General features: G+C 68.1%; 9 protein-coding genes and 1 pseudogene. 2 read left to right on the top strand and 8 right to left on the bottom strand.

Going from position 1 to position 12,275, the window contains the following annotated elements:
- Positions 1-5: 5 nt before the first annotated feature.
- The 7 genes and pseudogenes from garD to M2351_RS44425 all read right to left on the bottom strand — a co-directional run.
- Positions 6-1,568 carry a galactarate dehydratase gene (garD, locus tag M2351_RS44455; protein ID WP_264662330.1) on the bottom strand — a complete coding sequence of 521 codons (1,563 nt, stop codon included), beginning with the start codon at positions 1,566-1,568 and terminating at the stop codon, positions 6-8.
- 40 nt (positions 1,569-1,608) lie between these two features.
- On the bottom strand, positions 1,609-2,388 hold the full coding sequence (locus tag M2351_RS44450; RefSeq protein ID WP_264662329.1) for an HpcH/HpaI aldolase family protein: 780 nt from the start codon (positions 2,386-2,388) through the stop codon (positions 1,609-1,611).
- Between the two features lie 34 nt (positions 2,389-2,422).
- Positions 2,423-3,694, bottom strand: a complete 1,272-nt coding sequence (locus tag M2351_RS44445; RefSeq protein ID WP_264662328.1) for a glycerate kinase type-2 family protein — start codon at positions 3,692-3,694, stop codon at positions 2,423-2,425.
- A gap of 76 nt (positions 3,695-3,770) precedes the next feature.
- Positions 3,771-4,661: a 2-hydroxy-3-oxopropionate reductase gene (gene glxR, locus M2351_RS44440; RefSeq protein WP_264662327.1), complete on the bottom strand. Its 891-nt coding sequence runs from the start codon at positions 4,659-4,661 to the stop codon at positions 3,771-3,773.
- Positions 4,662-4,711: 50 nt separating this feature from the next.
- Entirely contained in the window at positions 4,712-6,046 is a 1,335-nt protein-coding gene (gene gudD / locus M2351_RS44435) for a glucarate dehydratase (RefSeq protein WP_264662326.1), read from the bottom strand.
- 35 nt (positions 6,047-6,081) lie between these two features.
- On the bottom strand, positions 6,082-7,158 hold the full coding sequence (locus tag M2351_RS44430) for a mannonate dehydratase (protein WP_264662325.1): 1,077 nt from the start codon (positions 7,156-7,158) through the stop codon (positions 6,082-6,084).
- Between the two features lie 34 nt (positions 7,159-7,192).
- Positions 7,193-8,605, bottom strand: a pseudogene (locus M2351_RS44425) (MFS transporter); the annotation flags it as partial.
- 327 nt (positions 8,606-8,932) lie between these two features.
- Between M2351_RS44425 and M2351_RS44420 the strand changes: the two are divergent.
- Positions 8,933-10,027 (top strand): LacI family DNA-binding transcriptional regulator, encoded by a 1,095-nt coding sequence (locus M2351_RS44420; protein WP_264662324.1) that lies wholly within the window; start codon positions 8,933-8,935, stop codon positions 10,025-10,027.
- A gap of 506 nt (positions 10,028-10,533) precedes the next feature.
- Complete coding sequence (locus M2351_RS44415) at positions 10,534-11,352, top strand: prepilin peptidase (RefSeq protein WP_264662323.1); 819 nt, start codon at positions 10,534-10,536, stop codon at positions 11,350-11,352.
- Positions 11,353-11,396: 44 nt separating this feature from the next.
- Here the strand turns inward: M2351_RS44415 and M2351_RS44410 are convergent, their stop codons facing one another.
- Positions 11,397-12,134 (bottom strand): IS1 family transposase, encoded by a 738-nt coding sequence (locus M2351_RS44410; RefSeq protein WP_264654917.1) that lies wholly within the window; start codon positions 12,132-12,134, stop codon positions 11,397-11,399.
- Positions 12,135-12,275: the final 141 nt, after the last annotated feature.

Genomic DNA, 12,275 nt, shown 5'->3' with positions numbered 1-12,275 from the left:
AGACATCACGTCACAGGCGCGGGGTTGAACAGCGTCAGGGCGTTGCGCAGGCCCCAATGGTCGGCCCAGGTCTGCTTGCGGCCGCTCGCCACGTCGAGAATCAGGCGGAACAGCTCCCAGCCGATGTCCTCGATGGTGGCCTCGCCGGTGGCGATGCGGCCGGCGTCCACGTCGATCAGGTCGTGCCAGCGCTCCGCCAGGGACGTGCGGGTGGACACCTTGATCACCGGCGCCATGGCGAGGCCGTAGGGCGTGCCGCGGCCGGTCGTGAACACCTCGATGTTGCAGCCGGATGCCAGTTGCAGCGTGCCGCAGACGAAGTCGCTGGCCGGCGTCGCCGCAAACAGCAGACCCTTGCGGTCGGCGCGCTCGCCCGGCGCCAGCACGCCGGCGATGGCGCTGCTGCCCGATTTAGCGACGGAGCCCAGCGCCTTTTCCACCACGTTCGCCAGCCCGCCCTTCTTGTTGCCGGGCGACGGGTTGGCGCTGCGGTCGGTCTGGCCGGCGGAGAGGTAGCGGTCGTACCAAGCCATCTCGCGGATCAGGGCGCGCCCGACCTCCTCGTCCGCCGCGCGCGGGGTGAGCAGGTGGATGGCGTCGCGCACCTCCGTCACCTCGGAGAACATCACCGTCGCCCCGGCGCGCACCAGCAGGTCGGCCGCGAAGCCCACCGCCGGGTTGGCCGTGACGCCGGAGAACGCGTCGCTGCCGCCGCATTGCAGCCCGACCACGAGGTCCGACGCCGGGCAGGTCTCGCGCTGGCGCTTGTTCAACTCGGCAAGGCGCTTGTCGGCCATCTCCATGATCGAGGCGACCATGTCGCCGAAGCCCTGGTGCCGCTCGTCCTGAAGGCTGACGATGGACGATTTGGCGGAGGATTCCGCGCCGGCGGGCAGCAGCCGTTCCGGCTGGAGCTTCTCGCAGCCCAGCCCCACGACCATCACCGCGCCGCCCAGGTTGGGGTTGCGTGCGATGTTCTGGAGCGTGCGGATCGGCACCACCGCCTCCGGCGCGTTGATGGCGACGCCGCAGCCGTAGGCGTGCTCGATCGCCATCACGTCGTCGACGTTGGGGTAGCGGGGCAGCAACTCCTTCTTGATGCGGTCGATGGCGAAATCCATGACGCCGGCGACGCACTGCACGCTCATGCTGATGCCCAGCACGTTCTTCGTGCCGACGCTGCCGTCCGCGTTGCGGAAGCCCTCGAACGTGTAGCCCTCCAACGGCGGCTGCGGGGCGGGAATGTTGGTGGCGAGCGGCAGGCTGTCCAGCGGCGGCGCGGTCGGCAGCCGCACCAGCGACTCCTCGATCCAGCTGCCCTTTTGGATGCTGCGGACGGCGTTGCCGATCACCTCGCCGTAGCGGACGATGGGTGCGTCCTGCGCGATGTCGGCCAGGGCGACCTTGTGCCCCTGCGGCACGAAGTCCCGCAGCACCAGCCCGTCCGGGAACGCCGTCCCCGGCGGCAGGCCGAGCGGGTTGACGACGATGGCGACGTTGTCGTCCCCATGCACCCTGATGTAGAGCGGCGTTTCGGCGAGCACGTCGGTGGTCGGCACGTCGGTCATGGCCCTGGTCCTTGAGAATGATCTTCCGGTGAGCGGTGCGTCAGCCCTGCGTCTTGAAGCGCGCGGCGAGCTGTTCGGAGCCGCGGGCGAGCAGCGCCTGGTCGGAGCCGACCGCCACGTAAGTGCAGCCAAGCTCAAGGTACCGCTTCGCCAGCGCCTCGTCGCCGGACAGGATGCCGGCTGGCTTGCCGCAGGCGAGGATGCGCTTGATGGCGTCCTCGATGGCCTCCAGCACCTCCGGGTGCTTGGGGTTGCCGACATGGCCCATGGCCGCCGACAGGTCGCCCGGGCCGATGAACAGGCCGGTCACGCCGTCCACCGCCGCGATCTCCTCGATGTTGTCCAGGCCGCGGCGCGTTTCCACCTGCACCAGGATCGCCAGTTCGTTCTCGCTGAGCTGGGCGTAGTCCTTGACCCGGCCGAAGCGGTTGGCCCGCGGTGCTGCGGAGAAGCCGCGCACGCCGTTCGGCGGGTAGCGGGTGTAGGACACGGCGTTGGCCGCCTCCTCCGCCGTCTCCACGCAGGGGATCAGGAAGGACTGCACACCGATGTCGAGGTAGCGCTTCAGCGTGACCATGTCGTTCCACGGCACGCGCACGACCGGATGCGCGGTGCCGCCGGTGCAGGCCTGGAGCTGGCTGTAGACCATTGGCAGCTCGTTCGGCGCGTGCTCGGTGTCGAGCACCAGCCAGTCGAAGCCGGCGCCGGCCAGGATCTCCACCGTGACGTGGCTGGAGAGGATCGACCACAGGCCGATCTGCGGCTGCCCGGCCTCCAGGCCGCGCTTGAAGCTGTTCAGCGGAAGCGAGGTGATCGCCATGGGGTGTTCCTCCGGTTTTCGATTCAGGGCGCGATCAGGCCGAAAGGACCAAGATTGCGCGGAAGTCGTTGACGTTGGTCAGGGTGGGACCGGTGATCAGGCTGTCGCCCAGCGCCTCGAAGAAGCCGTGTCCGTCGTTGTTGGCGAGGCTGTCCTTGGGCTTGATGGCGAGCTTCCAGGCGCGGACAAGGCTGTCGGGGGCGAGGTAGGCGCCGGCGATCTCCTCCAGCCCGTCCACCCCGTCGGTGTCGCCGGCGATGGCGTGCACGCCCGGCTGGCCGTTCAGCGCGATGCCGAGGGCGAGCAGGAACTCCACGTTGCGCCCGCCGCGCCCGGTGCCGCGCACCGTCACCGTGGTCTCGCCGCCCGACAGAAGCACGCAAGGGGCGGTGAAGGGCTGGCCGCGCCGGGCGACCTGGAGCGCGATGCCGGCCATCACGGAGCCGACGTCGCGCGCCTCCCCCTCCAGGCTGTCGCCCAGGATGTGCACGGGGATGCCGGCCTTGCGCGCCACATCCGCCGCGGCCTCAAGCGCCATCTGCGGTGTGGCGATCATGCGGGTTTCCACGCGTGCCAGCCGCGGGTCGCCGGGCTTGACGCTCTCGCCGCGCCCGCTCTCCAACGCCTCGCGTACGGCAGGTGGCAGGTCGATGCCGTAGCGCTGCACGATCGCCAGCGCGTCCGCGCAGGTGGTCGGGTCGGCGACGGTCGGGCCCGAGGCGATGTCCATCGGGTTGTCGCCCGGCACGTCGGAGATCAGCAGCGTGACCACGCGGGCCGGGGCGCAAGCGGCGGCGAGCCGGCCGCCCTTGATCGCCGACAGGTGCCGGCGCACGCAGTTCATCTCGGAGATCGTCGCGCCGGACTTCAGCAGGGCGCGGTTGACCGCCTGCTTGTCGTCCAGCGTGATGCCGTCCAGCGGCAAGGCCAGCAGCGCCGAGCCGCCGCCGGAGATCAGGCACAGCACGGTGTCATCGGCACTCAGTCCGGCGACCAGCTTTTGAATGCGCTTGGCGGCGATCATCCCCGCGGCGTCGGGCACGGGGTGGGCGGCCTCAACGATCTCGACGCGCTCGCACGGCACGGCGTAACCGTAGCGGGTGACGACGAGGCCGGACAGCTCACCCGGCCAATGGTCCTCCACCGCCTTGGCCATGGCCGCCGAGGCCTTCCCCGCCCCGATCACCACAAGGCGGCCTTTCGGCGCGTCCGGCAGGTGCGGGGGAATGCACAGCGCCGGCTGCGCCGAGGCCACGGCGGCGTTGAACAGGTCGGTGAGGAGGGCGCGGGGGTCGGTGATGGGCATGGTCGGGATGGTTGTTGGGAGTGAAGCTGTCGCCTTGAAAGTTCCCTCTCCCCTCTGGGGAGAGGGTTGATCGCACTCACACCTTCTGGCCGATCTCGAAGTTGGCCATGATCTCCAGGGCGCGGACCATGCCGGAGTGGTCCCAGGCCTTGCCGCCGTGGGCGGCGCAGGCGTTGAACAGCTCCTGCGCGGTGGCGGTGTTCGGCAGCGACAGGCCCAGCGAGCGGGCGGTGTTCAGCGCCAAGTCCAGGTCCTTCTGGTGCAGCTCGATGCGGAAGCCCGGATCGAAGGTGCGCTTGACCATGCGCTCGCCATGCACCTCCAGGATGCGGGAGTTGGCGAAGCCGCCCATCAGGGCCTGACGGACCTTCGCCGGGTCAGCGCCGGCCTTGGCGGCCAGCAGCAGGGCCTCGCCCACCGCTTCGATGGTCAGGGCGACGATGATCTGGTTGGCGACCTTCGTCGTCTGCCCATCGCCGTTGCCGCCGACCAGAGTGATGTTCTTGCCCATCAGCTCGAACAGCGGCTTCACCGTTTCGAAGGCCTTGTCCGGCCCGCCGACCATGATGGTCAGCGAGGCGGCCTTGGCCCCGACCTCACCGCCCGACACCGGCGCGTCCAGGTAGTCGCAGCCCAGCTCGTTGATCCGCTTGGCGAAGTCCTTGGTGGCGACCGGGGAGATGGAGGACATGTCCACCACGATCTTGCCGGCCGACAGCCCCTCCGCGACGCCGCCCTTGCCGAACAGCACCTTCTCCACGTCCGGGGTGTCCGGGACCATGATGAAGACGATGTCGGCCTTCTCGGCGACCTCCTTGGCGGAGCCGCAGGCCGTGGCGCCGCCAGCGGCCAGAACGTCCGGAACGGAACCGATGGTGTTGACGAACAGCGTGTGGCCGGCGGCCTGGAGGTGGCCCGCCATCGGCGCGCCCATGATGCCCAAACCGATGAAACCAAGCTTGCTCATGGTCATTCCTCGTTTATTGGTTGTGTCTCAGCGCTTCCATTGATTGTGCGTCACCGCACGAGGCAAGGACGCTTGTTGTCGAAGGTCCAGTCGGGGACCAGGAACTGCATGGCGATGGCGTCGTCGCGCGCGCCCAGGCCCCGCTCCTTGTAGAGTTCGTGCGCCTTCTCCAATTCGGCCATGTCGATCTCCACGCCCAGACCCGGCTTTTTCGGCACGGCGACCAGGCCACCCCGGATCTGGAACGGTTCCTTGGTCAGGCGTTGGCCGTCCTGCCAGATCCAGTGGGTGTCGATGGCCGTGATCTTGCCCGGCGCCGCGGCGGCGACATGGGTGAACATCGCCAGCGAGATGTCGAAGTGGTTGTTGGAGTGCGAGCCCCAGGTCAGCCCCCACTCGTGGCACATCTGGGCGACGCGGACGGAGCCCTGCATGGTCCAGAAATGCGGGTCGGCCAGCGGGATGTCCACGGACTGCAGCTGGATCGCGTGGCCCATCTGGCGCCAGTCAGTGGCGATCATATTGGTGGCGGTCGGCAGGCCGGTGGCGCGGCGGAACTCCGCCATCACCTCGCGCCCTGAGTAGCCCTTCTCGGCACCGCAGGGATCCTCGGCGTAGGCCAGCACGTCCCCCCGGCCCTTGCACAGGCGGATCGCCTCCTCCAGCGACCAGGCGCCGTTGGGGTCGAGCGTGATGCGGGCGTCCGGGAAACGCTTGGCGAGTGCGGTGACCGCCTCGATCTCCTCCTCGCCGGCCAGCACGCCGCCCTTCAGCTTGAAGTCGTTGAAGCCGTAGCGGGCGTGGGCGGCCTCGGCCAGCCGCACCACGGCCTCCGGCGTCAGGGCTTCTTCGTGGCGCAGGCGGAACCAGTCGTCCTTGGCGTCCGGCTCGCTGCGATAGGGCAGGTTCGTCCTGTTGCGGTCGCCGACGTAGAACAGGTAGCCCAGCATCTCCACCGCGTCGCGCTGCTGGCCCTCGCCCAGCAGGGCCGCCACCGGCACCTCCAGGAACTGGCCGAGCAGGTCGAGCAGCGAGGCCTCCAGCGCGGTCACCGCGTGGATGGTGGTGCGCAGGTCGAAGGTCTGAAACCCCCGGCCGCCGGCGTCGCGGTCGGCGAACTGGCGGCGCACGCTGTTCAGGACGTTGTTGTAGGCGCCGATCGGCTGGCCGACGACCAGCGGGCGGGCATCCTCCAGCGTCTGGCGGATCTTCTCGCCGCCGGGCACCTCGCCGACGCCGGTGTGCCCCGCGCTGTCCTTCAGGATCACCACGTTGCGGGTGAAGAAGGGGGCGTGCGCGCCGGACAGGTTGAGCAGCATGTCGTCATGGCCGGCGACCGGCACGACGAGCATCTCAGTGACCTTAGGCGAAGAGGAAGCGCTCATGATTCAACGTCCTGAATGGGGTGCGTGGGGGACCGTCAGGCGGCCTGAAGCAGGGCCTGGGTGTAGCCGAGCGCAAAGGCGAAGAAGCGCTCGCGGTCCGGATCGACGTCGGAGAAGGGGACGTGGTCGGGGCAGAGGATGCCCTGGTACCCGACCTCCCTATAGGCGCGGACGCAGGCGGCCATGTCGACCGAGCCCTCGTCCGGCAACGCCTCGCGGAAGTCCAGGTAGCCGCCCTTGATGTTGCGGAAATGGACCATGAAGATGCGGTTCTGCGGGCCGAACTCGCGGATCGCCTCCAGCACCGTCTCCGTCGGGTTGCGCGACATCTCGGCGATGGTGCCCTGGCAGAAGTTGAAGCCGAGCGACTTGCTGCCGGGCGCCAGGTTGACGAAGCGGCGCAGGCCGTCGAGCGAGCCCAGCACATGGTGCACGCCGTTCAGGCCCCCCGGCGGATAGGCCGGGTCGTGCGGGTGGCAGGCCAGCTTCACGCCGGCCTTTTCCGCGGTCGGCAGGATGGCTTCCACCAAGTATTCGATGGCACGCCAGCCTTCGGCTTCCGACACGCCGCCGGCCTCGCTCGCCATCACCTGCCCGCAGGTCTCCGGCGCACCGCGGGACTCCACCGGAGAGGCCTTGGTGCCGGTCTCATCCTCCGGCAGGACGGTGCCCCAGTAGGAGAAGCGGGCGTCGTTCTCCGCTTTGTACTCGGCGGCCTGGAAGGTGCTGCACTTCATGCCGCCGCGCCCGTCCACCACGCCGGTGCGGGTGATGCCGACCATGGCGACCGTGTACTTCACCGTGTCCACCCCGCCGTCGGCGGCGGCGCGGATGTTGTGGCGCAGCCGCTCCGCCGTGGCCGCGGCCTTCTCCGGCGCGCGCAGGCTGTCGAGCAGGATGGAGCCGACGTCCAGCGCCAGGCAGTCGAGGCTGAGGCCGAAGCCTTCCACCCACTGGCGCTGGGCCGCCACCTTCCGGCCGTCCCACAGGCCATCCTCGCCGATGACCGGGTTGTTGGGCCGGCTGTCGATGACGATGCCCTTGGAGCCCAGCTGCGCGGACAGGCGCAGGCGCGCGTCGGTGGGGTTGATCAGCTGCTCGCCGATGTACATCGCGGAACCCTTCTTCGTGGAAATGGGCGGGGGTTTACTTCTTCAGTTCCATCCGCTTGATCTCGCCGACGACGACGAGATAGCTGACCGCGGCGATCAGGGCGTTGGCGCCGACAAAGACCAGCGCGCCGTTGAAGGAGCCCGAGGTCTGGATGATGTAGCCGATGACGATCGGTGTGGAGATCGACGACAGGTTGCCGCACATGTTGAACACGCCGCCGCTGAGGCCGGTGATCTCCTTCGGCGCGCAGTCGGACATGACCGCCCAGCCCAGCGCCCCGATGCCCTTGCCGAAGAAGGCCAGCGCCATCAGCGCCACGACGATCCACTGCACGTCGGTGTAGTTGCAGGCGATCATCGCCATGGACATCAGCATGCCCAGCACGATCGGCGTCTTGCGCGCCGAGGTCAGGGAGAAGCCCTTGCGCAGCATGGCATCCGACAGCACGCCGCCCAGGATGCCGCCGACGAAGCCGCAGATGGCCGGGATGGAGGCGACGAAGCCGGCGTTCAGGATCGACATACCGCGGGCCTGGACCAGATAGACCGGGAACCACGTGATGAAGAAGTAGGTGATGGCGTTGATGCAGAACTGGCCGAGGAAGATGCCGACCATCATGCGGTTGGCAAAGAGCTGGCGGATGTAATCCCACTTCGCGCCACTTTGGACCGCAGACGTCGCCTTCTTCTGGCTGTCGTCCATGTTGATCAGGCCGCCGCCCGCGGCGATGTAGTCAAGCTCCGCCTGATTGACCGAGGGATGGTCCTTCGGCGCGTAGACCGTCTTCAGCCACACACCGGCGACGATGATGCCGAGCCCGCCCATGACGCCGAAGGCCCAGGGCCAGCCGAAGGAATGGGTCAGCCAGCCCATCAGCGGCGCGAAGATCACCGTCGCGAAATACTGGGCAGAGTTGAAGATGGCCGACGCGGTCGCGCGCTCGTGCCCGGGGAACCAGGCGGCCACCACGCGGCTGTTGCCCGGGAAGGACGGCGCCTCCGCAAGGCCGACCGCGAAGCGCAGGGCGAACAGCACCGCGACGGCGGCCCCGCCGGCCAGGAAGCCGACGAAGCCCTGCATCAGGGTAAAGACGGACCAGGTGAAGATGCTGAGCGCGTAGATGATCTTCGACCCGAAGCGGTCGAGCAGCCAGCCGCCGGGCAACTGCCCCAGCACATAGGCCCAGCCGAAGGCGGAGAAGATGAAGCCCATCTCCGCGGCGTTGAGGCCCAGCTCCTTCGACAGGACAGGGCCGGCGATCGACAGCGTGGCGCGGTCGGCGTAGTTGATCGCGGTGACGACGAACAGCATCACGACGATCATCCAGCGCACGCGGGTCTTCGTCGCCGCCATGGCGCCGGCCGCGGCCGCCGAAGATTGGGCCGTATCCGTCATATTGTTCACTGTTTGAACACTCATCTGGGCTCCTCCAGGTTCTTGCCCTTTCGCCGCCCCTTCTTTGTGGGCGTGCGAAAACGATGGATCGGGCGCCTCTGTTAGCGCTCCCTTTCATCCCGCCGTCGGCGCGCACATCTTTGTTAGCGCTCACAACAGCGCTGTGATTGTTAGCGCTACCCGAACCCGGGCGCAAGGGGTCTTCAACGGTCTATCCGCATTTTCCTACAGCGCTTCCGACAAACTGTTGATGCCGCGGAGTTTTCCCAAAAGGCCCTGTCCGACCGGGAGAGATGCCGGACGACGATCGTCCGGCGGACTTTCTTGCGCCTTCCGGCCGCACCACGTATCTAGGACCGTACATCCTGAGGCGCGCGCTTGTCCGACACACCGACCCTTCCCCCCCGCCGCGGTGCGGCCAAGAAAGGCACCGAACCGGCCAAGGCCGCCGCCAAGGCCGCTGGGACCCGGGGCACGCGTCCGTCCAGCGGGCGCGTGACACTGGAGGATGTGGCGAAGCTGGCGGGCGTCTCGATGATGTCCGTGTCGCGCGTGGTCAACCGGCCCGAATCGGTGACGCCGGAGATCCGGGAGATCGTCCGCAAGGCGATCTCGGAGACGGGCTACGTGCCCAACCTCCTTGCCGGCGGCCTGGCGTCGAGCAAGACGAAGCTGGTGGCCGCGGTGGTTCCGACGCTGACCCACGTGATGTTCTCGCACGCGATCCAGTCCTTCAGCGACCGGCTGGCCGCCGACGGCTACCAGATGCTGCTGGGCCTGTCGAGCTACCCGACGGAGCGCGAGGACAGCCTGGTCCACGCCATCCTCAGCCGCCGACCGGACGCGCTCTACCTCACCGGCACCAGCCATTCGGCGGAGACCCGGCGGCAGCTGCGCGCGGCGAAGATCCCGATCGTCGAGACCTGGGATCTGTCGCACAAGCCGATCGACATGGCCGTGGGCTTCTCGCACAGGGCGGTCGGCGAGCGGCTGGGCGAATATCTTTACGGCAAGGGTTACCGGCGGATCGCCGTGATCAGCGCCGACGACGAGCGCGCCATGATCCGCCGCGACGGCGTCGTCTCCGCGCTCGCCAAGCTCGGCGTCACCGACGTCACCACCGTGCCCACCCCGGCCCCCAGCAGCCTGTCCATGGGCCGCAAGGTGCTGGGCGAACTGGTGGACCAGGGATTCCGCGGCGCCATCCACGCCAGCTCCGACGCCATGGCGCACGGCGTGCTGCTGGAGGCGCAGGCACGCGGGCTGTCGGTGCCGCAGGACATCGCGGTCATCGGCTTCGGCGACCTGGATTTCGCCGCCTACACCTCGCCCCCGCTCAGCACCGTCCGGGTGGACCGCTTCACCGTCGGCCGCCTCGCCGCGGAGATGCTGCTGAAGCGGCTGGCGGGGGACCCGGTCTCGCCAAAGGTGGTCGACGTCGGCTTCGACATCGTGGAGCGGGCGACCAGCTGACCGGCGCCCGCCGCACCGCGATCCGCCCTACCACGCCGGGCGGCCAAACCGCCCCGGTGAGGTCGGCTATCCGATCCCGTCTGGGCTGTCGGGTGGTGGCGTCGGGGGAGTTCGAACGGTCGCTCATTCCGGTTTTTCTCCCGCCTTCTTCGCGCAGAACTCGCATGCCACCGCACTGGACCGCAACCCCCGCCACCGCGAAGGCCGACGCTTGCGGGCCCGGCGCGCCCGGCAGATCCGCACCGCCCCCGAAGGCGGCGTCCCCGCCGGCCTGCCCAGAGGGGGCGGGCCTCACCACCGTTTCCTCGTACCCGCTTGCCGATCTGTTCCGGTCCATTGCCAAGTTCCGACTTTCCGTTCGCGCGCCCTTGCGTCAAATTTCCGCAGCACTGTTGCCGAACAGCCTAAAAATTTCGATGATTGCGTTATCAAGATCATTGCATTCATAAGTATTCATAGCCAGCAATCGAAATTTTATTTTTTACTCCACGGGGAATGGTGAAGTAATGAGCGCCGAATGGTGGATGGCCCTGGCTCTGGCGGGGGTGATGGTCGGCAGTTTCCTGAACGTCGTGATCCATCGCCTGCCAATCATGATCGAGCGCGCCGGGAATGGCGCCGAAGGGCGCTATGACCTGGCTTGGCCGCCGTCGGCCTGCCCCGGCTGCGGGCGCCCGGTCCGCGCGCTGGAGAATGTGCCGGTGATCAGCTTCCTCCTGCTGCGCGGACGATGCGCCGGGTGCGGCCGACGCATCGGCTGGCGCTACCCTGCGGTGGAGATCCTGGGCGGCTTGCTGCCGGTGGGGTTCGGCCTTCTGCTGCCCCCCGGCCCGGTCGCCGTGCTGTCCGGGGCGCTGTTCGTGTGGCTGCTGCTGGCCATCACGGTCACCGACCTGGAATCGGGTCTGATCCCGGACGCGCTGTCCCTGACGCTGCTCTGGTCCGGACTCCTGGTTTCCTCCTGCGGCGGACCGTTCATCAGCCCGGCCGATTCCGTGCGCGGAGCCGCCGCCGGTTACCTCGCGCTGCGGGTTGTCGAAGCGCTCGCGGAGCGTGCCTACGGACGGCCGGCGCTGGGGCGCGGCGACGCCAAGCTCCTGGGCGCCCTTGGCGCCTGGGTCGGCTGGCAGGGGTTGGGCGCGACCCTGTTCCTCGGCTCGTCCATCGGCGCACTCGTCGGCGTGGTCCTGGTCGCAACCCGCCGCCTGGACCGCCGCGCCGCCTTCCCCTTCGGCCCGTTCCTCGCGGCCGGAGGCGCCATCGCCCTGGCACTCGACAAGGATTTGGCCGCCTTCCTTCCAGTTTTCCCCTTCCCGCTAAAATAGAAAGAGCAGATTTCCTTGAAGGTGTCACGGGGTAACGACGCAGTTTAGGCAAGAGCCTTGCGCTGGAGCGAAATGCCGGGAAGCCGGTGCATTTCTGGCCGGGCCTCATCGTTGCCATGGAGATGGGCAAACAGGGCCATACGGCGGTTCACCATGGCCTTGCTCTTGGAGACGATGATCGACTTGCGGCGGCAGGTTCCGACCCAATGCCGCTGGCGGCCATTGTTGCGCTCCAGGGCGACACTCTGGTCCTTGCCCTGATAATGCCGCCCGATCGGGAGAACCGTGTCGTAGACGGCGAACTGATCGGTGCAAAACAGGCGTGCGCCCCAGCGTTGCAGACGCTCGTACAGACGCCGGAAGGTGGCTTCGTCGCGCTTGCCGCATTCCCAGTCGATCAGGCGTCCTCTGTCGCGGTCGTACGCCTTCCAGATCCAGAGTTTCTGCGCCTTGCAGCCGAGATAATGCCACATCTCGTCGATCTCGATGACGTTGGCCGGCTCCGGAATCGGCTTGGAGCAATGCCGGTCCACATACTGGCAGACCCAACGCAGCACGGACTGGCCGGTCGTGCCGAGCAACTTGCCGACGGCGCGCAACGACAGCCCATGCCCGTACAGCGTCACCGCCGCTTGCTTCGTCGGCTCCGGCACCGTCGTGTCCGGCAGGCGCGTGAACTGGAAGCCGCACCTGCGGCACAACCAACGTTGTTTGCCCAGCACGTGGCCGGATTTCACCACCCGCACGCTGCCGCAGCGCGGGCACCACGGTCGTTCACCCAAATCGACCCTTCCTCGTAGAATGAGCCGATTACATGGGATGCGTCGTTATCCCGTGACACCCTCTCTTCGAGAGCCAGCGGGCGTCCGGCCGCCCGGACCGGCTGGAGCTGTTCGGCGCGCACGACCGCGTTGCCGGCTTCG

This window comes from Azospirillum canadense (genome assembly GCF_025961225.1).
Classification (GTDB): domain Bacteria; phylum Pseudomonadota; class Alphaproteobacteria; order Azospirillales; family Azospirillaceae; genus Azospirillum; species Azospirillum canadense.
Note: the sequence above shows the minus strand (reverse complement) of the source record. Positions and strands in the feature narration are given on the sequence as shown.